This is a genomic window from Alcaligenes sp. Me129, from assembly GCF_050487245.1.
Taxonomy (GTDB): Bacteria; Pseudomonadota; Gammaproteobacteria; order Burkholderiales; family Burkholderiaceae_B; genus Alcaligenes; species Alcaligenes phenolicus.
Genome location: NZ_JBKQGX010000001.1, coordinates 270,388 through 285,335, shown reverse-complemented (window position 1 = coordinate 285,335; position 14,948 = coordinate 270,388). Strand labels below are relative to the sequence as shown.

At 50.7% G+C, this 14,948-nt stretch carries 13 protein-coding genes; 8 read left to right on the top strand and 5 right to left on the bottom strand.

Annotated features, from left to right (window positions below; all coding sequences use genetic code 11):
* Nucleotides 1–91: 91 nt before the first annotated feature.
* From ACLPGZ_RS01300 to ACLPGZ_RS01290, 3 genes are read right to left on the bottom strand one after another with little or no spacing between them, the layout of a single operon-like run.
* Nucleotides 92–835, bottom strand: coding sequence for an ABC transporter ATP-binding protein (locus tag ACLPGZ_RS01300; protein ID WP_226791389.1), 744 nt, complete (start codon nucleotides 833–835; stop codon nucleotides 92–94).
* Nucleotides 811–1,638, bottom strand: coding sequence for an ABC transporter permease (locus ACLPGZ_RS01295; protein WP_238441731.1), 828 nt, complete (start codon nucleotides 1,636–1,638; stop codon nucleotides 811–813). The genes ACLPGZ_RS01300 and ACLPGZ_RS01295 overlap by 25 nt, the downstream gene beginning before the upstream one ends.
* Nucleotides 1,638–2,651 carry an ABC transporter substrate-binding protein gene (locus ACLPGZ_RS01290; RefSeq protein ID WP_321291001.1) on the bottom strand — a complete coding sequence of 338 codons (1,014 nt, stop codon included), beginning with the start codon at nucleotides 2,649–2,651 and terminating at the stop codon, nucleotides 1,638–1,640. Before ACLPGZ_RS01290 ends, ACLPGZ_RS01295 begins: the two co-directional genes overlap by 1 nt.
* Before the next feature lie 723 nt (nucleotides 2,652–3,374).
* Between ACLPGZ_RS01290 and ACLPGZ_RS01285 the strand changes: the two genes are divergently transcribed.
* From ACLPGZ_RS01285 to ACLPGZ_RS01260, 6 genes are all read left to right on the top strand, one after another.
* Nucleotides 3,375–4,781, top strand: coding sequence for a hypothetical protein (locus ACLPGZ_RS01285; RefSeq protein WP_247966376.1), 1,407 nt, complete (start codon nucleotides 3,375–3,377; stop codon nucleotides 4,779–4,781).
* Between the two features lie 7 nt (nucleotides 4,782–4,788).
* The gene (locus ACLPGZ_RS01280) at nucleotides 4,789–5,856 is read left to right on the top strand and encodes a glycosyltransferase (protein WP_247966375.1); all 1,068 of its coding nucleotides are present in this window, start codon (nucleotides 4,789–4,791) and stop codon (nucleotides 5,854–5,856) included.
* Nucleotides 5,849–6,223 carry a hypothetical protein gene (locus tag ACLPGZ_RS01275; RefSeq protein ID WP_429640943.1) on the top strand — a complete coding sequence of 125 codons (375 nt, stop codon included), beginning with the start codon at nucleotides 5,849–5,851 and terminating at the stop codon, nucleotides 6,221–6,223. Before ACLPGZ_RS01280 ends, ACLPGZ_RS01275 begins: the two co-directional genes overlap by 8 nt.
* Nucleotides 6,223–7,494 carry an oligosaccharide flippase family protein gene (locus tag ACLPGZ_RS01270; protein ID WP_429640942.1) on the top strand — a complete coding sequence of 424 codons (1,272 nt, stop codon included), beginning with the start codon at nucleotides 6,223–6,225 and terminating at the stop codon, nucleotides 7,492–7,494. The genes ACLPGZ_RS01275 and ACLPGZ_RS01270 overlap by 1 nt, the downstream gene beginning before the upstream one ends.
* Nucleotides 7,491–8,606, top strand: coding sequence for a glycosyltransferase family 4 protein (locus ACLPGZ_RS01265; protein ID WP_247966372.1), 1,116 nt, complete (start codon nucleotides 7,491–7,493; stop codon nucleotides 8,604–8,606). Before ACLPGZ_RS01270 ends, ACLPGZ_RS01265 begins: the two co-directional genes overlap by 4 nt.
* A 253-nt stretch (nucleotides 8,607–8,859) precedes the next feature.
* Entirely contained in the window at nucleotides 8,860–9,984 is a 1,125-nt protein-coding gene (locus ACLPGZ_RS01260; RefSeq protein WP_429640941.1) for a glycosyltransferase family 4 protein, read from the top strand.
* Here the strand turns inward: ACLPGZ_RS01260 and ACLPGZ_RS01255 are convergent.
* Together ACLPGZ_RS01255 and ACLPGZ_RS01250 are read right to left on the bottom strand one after the other, a co-directional pair.
* Nucleotides 9,961–10,890, bottom strand: a complete 930-nt coding sequence (locus ACLPGZ_RS01255; RefSeq protein WP_429640940.1) for an exopolysaccharide biosynthesis polyprenyl glycosylphosphotransferase — start codon at nucleotides 10,888–10,890, stop codon at nucleotides 9,961–9,963. The two genes, ACLPGZ_RS01260 and ACLPGZ_RS01255, sit on opposite strands and share 24 nt — an antisense overlap.
* 498 nt (nucleotides 10,891–11,388) lie before the next feature.
* Nucleotides 11,389–12,771 (bottom strand): O-antigen ligase family protein, encoded by a 1,383-nt coding sequence (locus ACLPGZ_RS01250; RefSeq protein ID WP_247966369.1) that lies wholly within the window; start codon nucleotides 12,769–12,771, stop codon nucleotides 11,389–11,391.
* Nucleotides 12,772–13,020: 249 nt separating this feature from the next.
* Here ACLPGZ_RS01250 and rfbB point away from each other — a divergent pair, with 249 nt between their 5' ends.
* Nucleotides 13,021–14,085: a dTDP-glucose 4,6-dehydratase gene (gene rfbB / locus ACLPGZ_RS01245; protein ID WP_429640939.1), complete on the top strand. Its 1,065-nt coding sequence runs from the start codon at nucleotides 13,021–13,023 to the stop codon at nucleotides 14,083–14,085.
* Nucleotides 14,082–14,948 (top strand): glucose-1-phosphate thymidylyltransferase RfbA, encoded by an 867-nt coding sequence (gene rfbA / locus ACLPGZ_RS01240; RefSeq protein WP_042486025.1) that lies wholly within the window; start codon nucleotides 14,082–14,084, stop codon nucleotides 14,946–14,948. Before rfbB ends, rfbA begins: the two co-directional genes overlap by 4 nt.

The window sequence follows — 14,948 nt, the reverse complement described above, 5'->3', positions numbered from 1 at the left end:
GAGCATACCCATGCAGAACCAGCAGACAAGAGTAGGCAACAGAAACGGCCCACTCAATGGGCCGTTCTTCTTGATGCAATGGCAGACGTAATTACAAGGCCTGACCAACCTCTTTCACCAACTCCCCAAAGCGGGGTGTAGTGCGATCTCGCGGACGTGGCAGGTCTACCTCTATCCGGGCGCTGACACCAGCCGGGCTGCCACCCAGAACGATAATGGTATCGGCCAAAAAGACCGCTTCGTCAATGTCGTGCGTCACAAACAGAACTGCTGCTGAACTACGCTGCCACACTTGAACCAGCTCATCCTGCAAGGCCTGACGAGTCAAGGCATCCACGGCAGAAAAAGGTTCATCCATCAACAACAAATCCGGCTGTACGGCCAAGGCACGAGCAATGCCAACGCGCTGCACCTGACCACCCGACAGTTGATGTGGCCAGCGGTCTTTCAGATGCGCCAAACCCACCTGATTCAAGGCAGCATCCACACGCTGATCGCGCTCTTCACGCGACAGGCCCAACCCTTCCAGACCATAAGCCACGTTGGAAGCAATACGTCGCCAAGGCAACAGACGACTGTCCTGAAACACGAAGGCATTGGCACGACGGCCAGGACTATCTTGCAGGTTGGAACGCAGATGTCCGAAGCTAGGCTGGCTCAAACCGGCTGCCGCACGCAACAAGGTGCTCTTGCCTACACCCGAACCACCCACAATCGCCACAAAATGCCCTGCCTGAACTTCCAGATTCACATCGCGGATCACTGGTGCAGGCGCACCGGGGTACTGAAAACCAAACCCCTGGAACTGAATCAAGGCTGCCACTGAAGTACCCATTTGTTGAAAGCCAGAAAAAGCATATCGCACAAGGTGTAGACCACCGAGATGATCAACATATAGACCACCACCGCATCGTAAGCACCCACACCCGCAGCGGCATTCATTTCCTGACCCATACCAGGCACACCCAGCAACTCGGCCGCAATCAATGTCATCCAGGCTTGACCAATACCAGCACGCACACCACTCAACAAGCCGGGGCTGATCGCTGGCAACACTACCGTCCAGGCGCGAGCGAAATAGGAGTTATGCCCGAAAGCCGCAGCCAATTCGTAATAGCGGGGATCGACCGAACGCACCGCACTGTAAGTGGCAAAGTAATTCAGCCAGAACACACCGATTGCAATCACAAAGGCTGCACCAGTGTGGCTGACCTTGAACCAGGCAATGGCAAACACCACCCACGCCAAGGGCGGGATAGGACGCAGCAAGCGAACCAAGTAAGCTTGCAGTAAATCAAAGCGATGGATCGTTGCCGCCGCCAGACCAAAAGCAATACCCAGGAAAGTGCCGATGCCCAAGCCCCAGAAATAATGCACCAGACTGGACTGAGCAGCCGGCCAAAGACGACCGGCTTCAATCTCCTGGAACAAAGCCGAGGGCAAGCTCAATGGATCAGGCAGCGTACCGCGCGGAGCCCAGCCATAGACATAAGCCAGGCGCCACACCAGGATAAACAAGGCCAGACCGGCTACGCCGTAAACAATCCGCTCCAGACCGCGACGCCACAAGGCATCAACCAGGGCACCCGCAGTTGCGGGTGCTGCGGCGGGCAAACTTGCTTGTTTCGCAACGCTCATTACGGTGCTGCCTTTTCATAAAAGCGAACGTCAAACAGGCTTTGAACATCATCCAGCTTGGTAGCCAGCGTGCCTAAAGAAACCTGGAAATCCTGCAGCTGAACCGTGCCATCAATAATCTTGTGAGGATCAGGCTGGAACTGATCACGCGAGCGCTCGATAGCGGCTTGCACAATCTCTTTAGGCAAGCGACCACCGCCTACATACTTCTGCACATAAGGCGTTGCCTTGGCTGGCTCGTCGCGCAACATGGCAGTGGCACGCAGGTGAGCATTCACCAAATGCTGAACCAGATCAGGATTGGATTTGATCAAGCCTTCACGCACCAGCAGTACCGAGCCGGGCTCATTGGGGAACAACTCCCCACCGTGAGCCACAATCTTGGCATCGGGCTGGCGCTGCAGAATTTGGCTAACCGTAGGTTCCAGAATGGCGGCGGCATCAACAGCGTGATTGCTCAAGGCCTGTTGAATCTGGGCCTCGCCCTGGTAGATCACCTCGACCACATTCGGGTCTACTTTCAGCATATTGCGCAGCCAGTACTGCAAGGCAGCCTCTGGCACAGCGCCTTTGGGGTAGCTGGCAACCTTGGGCTTGTGACCTTTCTCTTGAGTGAACTTGGCCACAGCCGCTGCGAAATCAGGCTTGTCGGCATCAAGATAAGCAGCCAGATCACCAATAGCGACCACACTGACCTGTTCCACAATATTGGAGGCGACTACTTTAACGTCGGCCTCTTTAGCCTTGGCCACCAAAGCGGGGCCAATACCCACATAGGCAACATCCAGCTGACCGGCGATCAAGGCCTGGGTCAGCGCTGGACCGCTTTGAAACTGAACCAGCTTGGGTTCCGCTTGTCCCTCTGGCAATAAGTCGCCAGACCCTAAGCCCACGAACAATTGAGCGGCAGGCATGATGGGCAAATAGCCGATCTCCAGCGCTTGCTCGGCAGCCTGTGCGGAGAAGGAAACAGAGAGGGCAAGAAGGCTGGGGGCTAAATAACGGGAAAACATAACGATCTCGTGAAACAGGCGAAAACTGAAGCTTAAACCTGTTGGGGAGACGCATCTTTATTTGCTTATAACTAAAAATAATGAAATATGAATTCTTTACGCAAACTTATTTTGTCCGATCTCCTCATAGGGGTCCAAGTCACTCACCTCCTAGAACCAGGGGAACAATAGGCGACCGCCCTCACCTACAAATACCAGTTCAGGTTTGAAGGCTCGAGAATCATCAGCACAGAGCCAGACTAATTAGCAACTAGTTCCCCTCCATGAGCCACCAACCTGCCTTCAGGTTGACCCCGCGGAAACTGGCAGACAGCAGGTTCGAAAATAGCGGCCGCGTCTACAGCATGATTAGTCAAAGTCTGCCAAATTTTGGCTTAACCCTGAGAGATTACCTCCAGTGCATCAGGATCGACTTTCAGCATATTGCGCCGCTATTACGGCAAAGCAATGTCTCAAGCACAGCCCAATTGGGCATGCAGCAAAAACCGCTACAATCGAAGTGCCTTTCGCTAAGATCGGAGCTATGTCAAAGTAACAAAGAGATCGTTGCGCTGCTTAATTGTATGGTTTGGTTTAAGTTCGAAGCTAGTTGATTGACATTCCGCAATTAATATAAAGAGAAGATTACTCAGTCGATCGGGATTGATCGGAATGTCCTTTTTATCAACAGCCGAAGTACATAACCAAGGCTTTGGATCGATATATGATCCTGTTCGGAATTCCATGACACTTACTACCCCTAACACTGCTTTTACCAAGCCCCATCCGATCTGCATCAATCTGACCGCCGCATGGATTGCTTTGGCCACGTCATGCATCGTCTGGCCCTTTTCCTGGGCTGGATTTTCCAGCCAGATTGTTGGCGCCTGTATGCTCCTGCCCTGCTTGGCAGGAGGGCAAAACTGGCCTGCGGCTGTCAGGAAATTCTTCGGTTTGGCCTGGATACCCTATCTGTTGCTTTGCGGCATTCTGTTTTTCCACCTGATGCAGGGGAGCGAGCATTCTGAGTTGTTAGTTTTCATAGCATATATGTTCAAGATCCCCGTGCTGGGCTTGCTAACTTATGGTGCCATGCACACACTGCAACGCTTGGGCTTCAGTTCAAGTGCGACCATGCAAGTATTCTGGCTGGCTGTGATACTCCCGCTGATTCTGATGGTGTTCCAACTTCTCATCCCGTCGTTTCATGAATGGAGCATCGAACAACTGGGTGGTTTCCGGGTTGAGCAGGTCATCAGCGGCAATCATCATGGCCATCCATTCCGATTTCTCGGGCCCAATGGCTTTCTTTTTTCCTCGCATGGCGTAGCCTTCGCCTTTGCTGCACTTGGAATGCTTGTCTGGCGCAGCAACACAGGCTCTCGAGCTGTGACATATTCGTTTTTGTGCATAGAAATCACATGCCTTCTGGCAGCGTTGCTCAGTGGCCGTAGCGCTTTACCCCTAATAGGTATTTACATACTCACTAGTTTGTTTCTTGCTCATAGCCTGCGCCAGCGGCTGTCGTTGTGCCTCGTCTACGTGGTCATCGGCTTGCTGCTCGCTCTGCTTCCCAGAGTCTCCAAAGATGGCCAACAACTGATCACATGGCTGCTAGAACCGATCCAGACATCCCTGGAGCGAGGCACACTCGCTTCCGCATCGCTAGACGTTACTCTCGAGTCTTACCAAGGACTGCCCACCAACAGTCCTCAAACTACCAGCCAGCAACCCATGAACGAACAATCCTTTTCATTTCATGCCGGAGACCTCGTGAAGCCTTCGTCGCTGGTTGGTCAGGGGGTCTACTTCAGAGATAATGAACAGTACGAAGAAAGGGGGTTGGCCTACAGTGACTCTGGATTTGTACGTTTGACCTATCTGGTTGGATACCTCGGCTGCATGCTGTTTATCCTGTTCTGGTTGCTTCTTTTCGTATCTACATGGCGACGCTCGCGGCATTCGCCCCTGCTATCTCGGACTTACCTTACACTCTTCACTGTTTACAGCCTGATTTTTTTTGTGAAATCCGAATGGCTGTATCAAAATTTTTTCATATTCTATTTTTTCCTTCTATTCCATCATTTCGATTCGGCGGCAAATCAGAACCATGCATATCACATTCGTCAGAGCGTTGCTGCCACAGCTTGATGCTCGCATGAGTAAATATGCTCATGCCTTGAAAGCACGGGGGGACACAGTCAGTTTCATAGGCTGGGACCGTGATCAGGCCAATATTCCTGCCGGCGAAGACAAAGTGTTTCTGTACAACAAAGTTGCCGCTTTGGGTGCGCGTTGGCGGAACCTGTGGGCGTTGATAGGTTGGAACATATTTATTCTCCGCACCCTCTTTCGTCAAAGGCGGCAGCTCTCTGTGGTCCACTCTGTGGACCTTGACAGTACCCTAGCTGCATGGATCTTCTGCCGCCTGTTTGGCAAACCACTCGTTTTCGACATTTATGATCACTATGCCGATTCACGTGCCATCGGCGGCCCAGTGCGCCTGCTCTTCAATTGCATCGAAGGTTTCTTGGCCCGCCATGCGGATCTGACTCTGCTGGCTGACGAATCCCGCTATCAGCAGCACTCGCTCGCTCCGGCGCCCAACATCATGGTCGTGGAGAATGTACCCGCCAGTCAATTGCCTGCTCAACCACTTGATCCACTTGAATCCGGCCCCATTCGCATTGGCTACCTAGGCATTCTGGAAAAACAACATCGGGGTTTGGAAAATCTTCTGGCGGCCTGCGCGGGCTGCCCCAACGTAGAGCTGCATGTTGGTGGCTACGGGCCGTTATCCAGCCGCGTCGAGGCCGCCGCACGCGATCACGACAACATCATCGCACACGGCCCCCTTAGCCACGAAGCAGGCCTGAACATGCTATCCGGCATGCACTGCGTCGTCGGGTTTTATTACCTGAGCATACCCAACCACAGGTATGCTGCCCCCAATAAATACTACGAACACTTGCTTCTGGGGCGAGCCTTACTTACCACGGCAGGTACTCCGCCCGGTAAGCGCGTAGTAGAAGAACAGACCGGATGGGCGCTGGCCGAAACTACCGACGCAATTCGTGAATGGCTCGCCAATGTTACCAAAGCTGAGCTTGTGGCTCGTGGTGAGCGGGCAAGGGCAATATGGGATCAGCACTATCGGCAATATGCCCACGACGTGTATTCATCGCAGTACCGCAATCAATTGGAGACATTGATCCAACATGCTTGAGTCTGCCCGGGTTTCAATTTTTATGCTGGCCTATAGCGCGGCCCGAACGCTGGCCATTGCCAAGCGTATTGCGGATCGCGTAAAGGTTTTGATGTGCCAGGCTAATCAAGGCGCCTCGAAGGCACATAAGGCATTGCTGCGTGTTTCAGTTGGTTATCACCTGCCAGCTACCACTCCGATGACCCACTATCGTGTGCAACCTGAGTCCTGTTCATCAAAGAAAGTTCGCAATCTGCAATGGCGCACCTATCACAATGCACTCGGGTCTCCTACCCTAGAAAACACTGGGCCTGTGATGCTTTACGGGGCCAAGGCATTGTGCCTGCACCTCCGCTTTCCTGTCGGCGTAGATCGCACTGATTCGTGATGAGAGCCCTACCTTTACGTCTGCGCCAACTGTTAGCCCGTCGGGAACTCTCCAGCCTGATCTGGCTAGTTTTGGAAAAACTGCTTCAGCTTGCATTCTCAGCCATATCAGTAGGTTTAATTGCGCGTACGCTGGGTGTTCATGCCTTCGGTGAATTCCAATATGCACTCGCCTTACTATTTTTGTTCTCCGCCATCAGCCTTATGGCTGGCTCTGAAACGGTTGCTCCGCAACTGGCTGCAAGTAACGACCCTGCCAGCCGGAAACGCTTACTAGGCTCAGTGTTCGTCCTACGCCTATTAGTGGGCTTGTTAGCCAGTATCAGTATGATGGTGTGGACCGTGGCTGCAGAACCTGATTCACGACAACCGCTTCTCTTTATTCTAGCTGCATCGCTACTCGTCGCAGAGCCATTTAATACACTGCGTTTGATTAGAGAAGTTAGTCAAAACACCCGTGTCATCACTGCTGTCAGGCTGGTGATTTCCTGCCTGAAACTGATCTGTATTGCTGCACTGTACTTCTTGGATGCTTCTGTCACTTGGTTTATTTTGATCTACAGTGCTGAGTACTTCGCCATCGCCGCTTGGTACGTCTATGCCATCCGGGACGACGGGCCGCCATGGCGCTGGCACGCATGCCAAGAATACATGACCTGGGTACTCAGTAGAGGCTTCGTTGTCTGGGTTGGCGTGTTGGCCCTTGTGTTGATCCAACGCCTAGACCGGGTCGTACTGGAAACTCGCCTGAGTGCCGCTCTTTATGGTCAATACACAGCGGCCTTTGGGTTGATCGATAGTGGTTGGTTTTTTGGCCCAGTTGCCATTGCAGCCCTGGCGCCGTCCCTCGTTTATCGCCGGGAGTCGGCGACCCATAAGGCCTCCCCTCTTTTCATACCTGCCCTGATCATGCTTGGATTGATTCTGACCGCGGGCGTAAACTTATTTGCTCCGTTATTCATTCCATTGATTTACGGCCCTGCATTTGACCCGGCCATTGGCATTATCCGCTTGGGCTCACTCATATTGATTCCGGGGTTTGCCGCTCTCAGCCTAGATGCCATCCTCATACGAGCCGGGCTGCATTATGCCGTCACAATCAAATGGCTAGCAGGTCTAGCAACAGCCGCTTCAATCCTTTTGCTAGACTTGCCTCTTTCCTGGAAACAGGGACCACTAGCCATCGGCGCAGCCTACTCGATAAGTTTCGTGATCGGTACATTGCTGCTGTATTACTCACGCGTCACATCTCAAGAGGCCGCTGCACCATGAAAATCGTCCAACTATATGACAGCTATTTCATCAAAGGCGGCGTTGAACGCGTGCTGGCGCTACTGTTGAACAGCTGGGCTGCGGACGGTCATGATGTTTCTCTACTTGTACGAGAAGGACAAGTCACCGATGTGTATCCCTTGCATGCCGACATCAAGCGCAGTAGCTTAATGCATGCCCCCCAGCCTGGTCGAGGGCGGCGCTTGCTCAATTATGTACAGGATATCTTTGCTATCAGACGCCAGCCCGACGTACGCGGAGCTGACATACTGATCGCCAATGGCCCCTGGTGCGCTCTGCTATCCATTCTGGCACTCAAGTTCCCACTCAGGCTGCGGGGCGCTCCAGCGCTCATCGTATGCGATCACAACAACCCGGCTGCGTTTGGCTCCCTGACCCGCTTTACCTGTCGCCTGCTATATCGACATGCAGACTGCGTACTCTCACTGACGCAGCCCCAGGCGAAGCTCTACCAGGAGTTCGTACACCGCATTACAGTCATTTCCAATCCTGTAAATCTGCCAACACCTGAGCAACCGATTGACGCGGTACCCGACAATCAGGTGCTGGCCGTTGGCCGCTTAGCTTATCAGAAAGGCTTTGATTATCTGCTTCAGGCCTGGGCATTGGTGACCGAACAACGCCCGGACGCGCACCTGACCATCATCGGCGAAGGTCCCGAACAGAGCGCTTTGCATACCCAGGCCGAGCAATTAGGCATCAGCGCCCAGCTCACTTGGCTACCTTTTACTAATCAGATTTTCCAGTATTACCAGAGAGCAACCCTGCTGGCAGTCAGCTCACGCTACGAAGGCCAAGGCCTAGTCTTACTAGAAGCTCAGGCCTGCGGCCTGCCTATAGTATCTTTCGACTGTGATTTTGGCCCGCGTGAGATAATTGCTGATGGGCAGGATGGCTTATTGTGTGACCCTGCCAACCCGGCGGCCCTGGCCAAGGGGATATTGCAACTGCTCAATGAGCCTGAATTATGTACTGACATGCGGAACAATGCCCGAGTTGCTGCAGCCAAATACATGCTACCGCAGGTTCTGCAACAATGGGATGCGCTCTTTGAAAAACTGGTCGCTTCTCAGAAAACAACCACTCCATAAAAAGGGCATCTTGTTCGGCTTGGCCTTGATCACCTTGGACCGCTTCGTTCTGCTGCAGGCCTCTCTAGTGCGCTTCTGTATCCCATTTCCTCCTTGATCTACGGGATCTCTGTCATCACTTAGCTCAAGGCCAGCCTCGTCAATGCGACGTTCGTGACTTCTATCGACTTGTTCAGGCGGGCCTGATTTAACTAGCTAGAGTATGGTTCTCCCTCAGTCCCTTTTTGCCTTATAAACTGCTATTTTAATTTATATGAAAATACTGTATCTCATCACGCGTGGAGACGAAATCGGCGGCGCCGGCATACATGTACTTGATCTTGCTGAGCAGATGCAACGGCGTAAGCATGATGTCCTAGTTCTTGCAGGAGGCAAAGACGGAGAACTTTTCGATCGGGCTCGACAACGAGGCATCCCCATACAAAATCTGGGGGAGCTGGTGCACCCTATTCAAATTAGATCTGACTACCGTTGCATACGTCAACTAAGGCAGATACTTAAGCAGGTCAAACCTGACCTAGTTCACTTACATTCCTCGAAGGCAGGCGCAATTGGTCGCGTGGCAGCGCTATTGGCTGGTGTCCCTAGCGTCTTTACAGCCCACGGATGGGCTTTTACAGAAGGGGTATCAAAAAAGAAACGAATGCTATATCTGAGCATAGAGTACAGCCTCGCTTTTTTTGCTAAAAAAATAATTACCGTTTCGCAGTACGATAAGGACCTAGCTTTACATTATCGATTCCCCCGCCATAAGCTGCAGGTTATACATAATGGAGTAGTAGATCAGAACCCACGTTTACCAGCGCGCTCGGCTTCGCTAGAGGCAGGGAGACCAGTCCGACTGCTTATGGTGGCACGATTTTCACAACAAAAAGACCACAGCACGTTACTAAAGGCTCTCCACCTAATCTCCTCTCTCAACTGGCGGTTGGATCTGTTAGGAACTGGCGAAACCCTAGGACAAATTCAGGACTTAAGTCAACGCCTGAAGTTGTCAGATAAAGTTTATTTTCACGGTGCCTCGGATAAGGTAAACCAGTATCTGGTCGAAGCTGACGTATTTGTATTGAGCACTAACTGGGAAGGACTACCGTTGAGCATATTGGAAGCTATGAGCGCTGGTTTGCCAATTGTAGCCACCGATGTAGGCGGTGTAGCCGAGTGCGTAAAAAATCAGCATAACGGCTACTTGGTTCCCCGCCAAAATCCCCAGGCACTAGCTGAACATCTGACTACGTTGATCGAGCAAGATAATATCCGGCAATGCTTAGGAGAAGCGGCAAGGCAGGACTTTCTTACACACTTCACCGTCGATGCGATGGTCGATAAGACTGAAAAGCTGTACCAGGAATGCCTAACGCGCTCCAAATCCAGTTAACATCGTGCGTAACGTTAACAGGACAATATAAAAATCCAACCTGAAGGAGCAATGCTTAATGTAGAAAAAGTCATATTCAATTTTAATCTGTGTGGTATCTGCATCAGCAGCATAACCGTGTCTGACCTGTGCCCAACCAGTAATACCGGGTTTGACCACATGCCTATAACTGTAGAATGGAATTTTCCGATCGAACTCTTCTACAAAAATAGGTTGCTCTGGACGGGGCCCGATCAAACTCATGTCCCCTTTTAAGACATTAGCAAACTGTGGTAACTCGTCAATACGCAGTTTTCGAATAATACGACCAACCCGCGTGATGCGTGGATCATTCTCTCCAGCAAATTGCGGTGGAGCATCTATATCAAAACGCATGCTACGGAACTTATAAATTCGAAAGGGGCGATTCCCTTTACCTATGCGTAACTGCGAGTAAATAACCGGTCCCGGACTCTCCAACCTAATCAACACAGCTGTGACCAGTCCAATCAGAATACAGAATGGAGCGGCCAACAAAACTAGTGTCATATCAATGCATTGCTTCACTCTTTCGAATACTGGAGATGGCAAAAGCGCCCCGATAGAGTTTTCTGACATGCGATCTATTTTCACCCGGCCTGTAATAGATTCGTAAATCTGCTTGGCGTTATATACTGGCACCCCTTGCAGAGCACAAGAAGTTAAAAACCGCTCCTCTTCAGCACTCAAAACCCCAAAATCCGCCACTACACCATCATAACGAATGCCTCCCAAGACTAAGGCACTCAAAGGCCGTGCATCCACTTCAGTAAGTCCCAAGAGATTTAAAGCAAAACCTTTAGGTAAAACCGCCAACTTACTACGGTAATATATTTGAGCCACACGCAGCTCAAATAAAAAGAACAACATAGCCAATACAGCTGACATTAATAGCAACGCCCGAGAAGCCTCAACTCTAAGAAATAAAGTAATAAAAAAAACAGCTAGATAGATAGATAGTAAAGACCTGCGTCAATACCAAACCGACAGAGCGTCCTCCTGGAAAAGGCATAAGCCAGTATTTCAAACTAAAGTTAGTAGCCCAGAATGCCATTGTGCTCGCCAATAAGCCTACGTACTGGCCAGTACTTGGTCTGAGAAATGCATCAATATCCCAATAAATTACTGCAGGTAAAAAAACCGTAAGCAGCCACCCAGTTATAAAAAATAGAATACGTGATAGCAAAATTTGCTCATACAGCTTTTTAAATCGTCGGGCTGGGATATTAGTCATTCAGGAGCAGTTCCTACTTAATAAAACCTAAAAGAAAGAAAAAATCCAGTCAAGGAATCCAAAAAAGAGACCGACACTAACTATAAATATCTTCTTCGCTTGGTCAAAAAAGACAGGATTAATACTGAAAGCCACATCTAGCTATTATTAAATCAGACTTTCGCTAGCTCACATTGACGCTGATGCATAAGGCCTATCAAAATTGCCAAAGTACACAGAAAAAACAGCAGTGTATTATTACGAGACAACATGATTTGAGTTTGTCCATAAATAAAATACCCACCCACCAAGCATGCACCGCTCAACGCATAACTACGCAACACTGAGTCCTTATTTCGAATATAAGAAAGAAAATACCAACCTGCACTTAACATCATCGCAAGTAACGAAAACAAAGCCAATAGGCCGTACAACACCCAAAACTCTAAAAAAGCATTATGAGTGTTAGCTAGACTTGCGGGTACGGCCCCTACTAGGCCAGCCTCTGTCCTAAGCTGCAAGGCTTTCCGATAGCCCACCTCCCCGAAACCAAGGATGGGACGCTCTTTGAGAAGCTCCCATGAGGCTTCCCAAATCGCAAATCGCGCCCCTAAAGAGCTCGAGCTGCTTGTGCCATTTATTTCATAATCGGCCAGCTCGTGGTGGACCAACGCAATACGCTCACCCACTAAAGGAGACTGAAAGGCGAGAAGTCCTATGCTGGCTACAAGAGCCAGCAGTACCACGCTACAAGCCAGGACATTGCTACGACGGACATAGGCAAACAAAAACAGCAGGATGAATAACGGAATCGCCACCCATCCACCACGAGTACCGGAATAATAGGAACCTAACAGGCCACAAACCACCCCGATCGTCAGAATTGTGAACCAGAGCCGACGATTCATATTCTGGTGCGCGAGTAGCCAACACAACGCCGCCATCAATAGGACAGCCATGCTCAATGCCAAGTTCCCGAACTGAATGGCTCCAGTAAAACCAAATGCCTTGAAATCTCCAGCCTGCCACATTTTCCAGGAGGCAACAGCAAGACCGGCAGCAGCCCCAGTACATAGCCCTAACCAAAACATGCCTGGTTGAGGAGGGAATCTGATCATGCACAGGACTAACAACACACCAAAAACAAACTTGACTGGCACCTCAAAACTGCGCATATACGATCCATGCCAGACTGTCACTGCAATACTGATACCCGCAAATGCTAGCATCCAAATTAAAATGAGTTTTTCTTTTGTTCCAAGCTCTATATTTCGTAAGTCACGTATTTTCCATAAAGAGAATAGAGCCAATGCTCCTGCTCCGTAAGAGTACATATCCTTAGTCGACAATAAAGTGGCATAAAACAGGAAAACCAGTATCGATATCAGACGGTTACCTGGAGCAAATAAAAGTGTAGAAAAGGCCATATGCAGTGTGGAGGAACGATACAAAAGAAGGGTAAAGCCTATGCAGTTAGAACCAAAGACAGCGAAAGGGTCAGCCTGACTATCCAGACTGCGGTCCGCCAAACCTGGAGAACCAGGGTTGTCTAACACATTACAACCAGTGCAGTATCAGTAAAGGTTTTTAAATATAACTTCTCCGCGTGTAACGCACGAGCTGATAACTAGGCCGTGGCAGCCAAACAAGCCCTAATCTTTAAAAAGCCAGCCATCCTCTATGATTAGAAGCAGCTGCCATCTTTTTATCTGGGTTAAGGTAGGGGCTTGGCAATCAGTTGTCCAGGGAAGACTCCCCCACACCCTGTGCAAGCCTCAACAAAAATCGACGCTCATAACTGAACTATGCGTATCCTTGTTACTGGCGGAGCCGGCTTTATCGGCTCGGCTCTGATTCGACACTTGCTGCAAACTAGCGATCATCTCATCCTGAATGTTGATGTGTTGAGCTACGCTGGCAACTTGGAGTCTCTGACTCGGGCACAAAAACTTCCACATTACTCGTTTAGTCAGACCAATATTTGCGATTCAGCAGAAATATCCGCGCAACTTGAACGATTCCAGCCGGACATCATCATACACCTGGCCGCCGAATCTCACGTCGACCGCTCTATTGATGGATCGGCAGAATTCATTCAAACCAACATCGTGGGCACCTACTCCCTGCTAGAGCAATGTCGCCGCTACTGGGAGAGTTTGGAACCACAACGCAAGCAAACCTTCCGCTTTCATCATGTCTCCACGGACGAGGTATACGGCGATCTGAGCAAAACGGACGCACGCTTTACTGAACGCACACCCTATGCCCCCAGCTCTCCGTACTCAGCCAGCAAGGCAAGCTCCGACCACTTAGTCAGGGCTTGGCATCGTACTTATGGCCTACCAGTAGTTATCAGCAACTGCTCTAATAACTACGGTCCCCACCAATTCCCTGAAAAGCTGATTCCGCACATGATCCTCAACGCTCTCAGTGGGAAACCCCTACCCATTTACGGTAATGGCGAGCAAGTGCGCGACTGGCTCTACGTGGAAGACCATGTCCGTGCCCTAGTCGCCGTTGCGACCCATGGCCATATCGGCGAAACCTACAATATCGGCGGCAATCAAGAGCGAACAAATCTAGAGGTTGTGCAGGCCATCTGCTCTATTCTCGAGCACTTACGTCCTGGCAAGCCGGCCGGATTAAACCGTTACTCTGATCTGATTACATTTGTGGAGGACCGTCCCGGTCACGATCAGCGCTACGCGATTGATGCCAGTAAAATAAGGGCGGAACTTGGCTGGCACCCTCAAGAAAGTTTTGAGACGGGTCTGCGCAAGACTGTACTTTGGTACCTTGAAAACACATCCTGGTGGGAACGCATCTTGAACGGTGCCTACCGTCTGGATCGCCTGGGAAAACAAGCTTGAAAGGAATTGTATTAGCAGGTGGCTCGGGCACGCGCCTGCACCCTATCACCATGGGTGTGTCCAAGCACTTGCTCCCTGTCTACGACAAGCCCATGATCTACTACCCCTTATCCGTGCTGATGCTTGCGGATATCAGGGAGATTCTGATCATCTGTACCCCGGAAGATCTACCCAATTTCCGCAATTTACTGGGGGACGGCTCACGGTTTGGTATTAAGCTATCCTACGCTGAGCAAGCTTCGCCTGACGGCCTGGCCCAAGCTTTTCTGATTGGTGCTGACTTTATCGGCTCGGATTCTGTCTGTCTGATTCTGGGTGACAATATTTTCTACGGCTATGGTTTTAGCCAGATGCTGCGCTCGGCTCGTACCCGCCCTCATGGCGCCACGATTTTTGGCTACCCCGTCAATAATCCCGAAAGCTTTGGCGTAGTCGAAATGGATGCCGCGGGCAAACCAGTATCCATTGAAGAAAAGCCAGCTAAACCCAAATCGAACCTTGCAGTGACAGGGCTATATTTTTACGATAATCGCGTTGTGGATATCGCCCGCCAAGTCACCCCTTCTGCTCGTGGTGAACTGGAAATTACCGACATCAACAATGCCTACCTGCACTTGGATGATCTGCATGTGTCCATCCTCGGGCGAGGCTTTGCCTGGCTGGACTCCGGCACTCACGAGAGCCTGATGGAAGCGGGCTCTTTTATTCGCACCATTGAACATCGTCAGGGTTTGAAAGTTGCCTGCCTGGAAGAAATCGCATTTAACCAAGGTTGGCTATCCCGACAAACCCTGGAAACACAGGCCCTGGCCTTGGAAAAAACAGGCTACGGACAATATTTGGCCCGCTTGCTGCAACTGTAA

Excerpts from the sequence above, each read along its gene's own strand:
- ACLPGZ_RS01275 (WP_429640943.1), top strand. The coding sequence starts at position 5,849 with ATGCTTGAGTCTGCCCGGGTTTCAATTTTTATGCTGGCCTATAGCGCG.
- rfbB (WP_429640939.1), top strand. The coding sequence starts at position 13,021 with ATGCGTATCCTTGTTACTGGCGGAGCCGGCTTTATCGGCTCGGCTCTG.
- ACLPGZ_RS01255 (WP_429640940.1), bottom strand. The coding sequence starts at position 10,890 with ATGTCAGCTGTATTGGCTATGTTGTTCTTTTTATTTGAGCTGCGTGTG.
- ACLPGZ_RS01270 (WP_429640942.1), top strand. The coding sequence starts at position 6,223 with ATGAGAGCCCTACCTTTACGTCTGCGCCAACTGTTAGCCCGTCGGGAA.
- ACLPGZ_RS01290 (WP_321291001.1), bottom strand. The coding sequence starts at position 2,651 with ATGTTTTCCCGTTATTTAGCCCCCAGCCTTCTTGCCCTCTCTGTTTCC.
- ACLPGZ_RS01280 (WP_247966375.1), top strand. The coding sequence starts at position 4,789 with ATGAGTAAATATGCTCATGCCTTGAAAGCACGGGGGGACACAGTCAGT.
- ACLPGZ_RS01265 (WP_247966372.1), top strand. The coding sequence starts at position 7,491 with ATGAAAATCGTCCAACTATATGACAGCTATTTCATCAAAGGCGGCGTT.
- ACLPGZ_RS01285 (WP_247966376.1), top strand. The coding sequence starts at position 3,375 with ATGACACTTACTACCCCTAACACTGCTTTTACCAAGCCCCATCCGATC.
- ACLPGZ_RS01295 (WP_238441731.1), bottom strand. The coding sequence starts at position 1,638 with ATGAGCGTTGCGAAACAAGCAAGTTTGCCCGCCGCAGCACCCGCAACT.
- ACLPGZ_RS01300 (WP_226791389.1), bottom strand. The coding sequence starts at position 835 with ATGGGTACTTCAGTGGCAGCCTTGATTCAGTTCCAGGGGTTTGGTTTT.
- ACLPGZ_RS01260 (WP_429640941.1), top strand. The coding sequence starts at position 8,860 with ATGAAAATACTGTATCTCATCACGCGTGGAGACGAAATCGGCGGCGCC.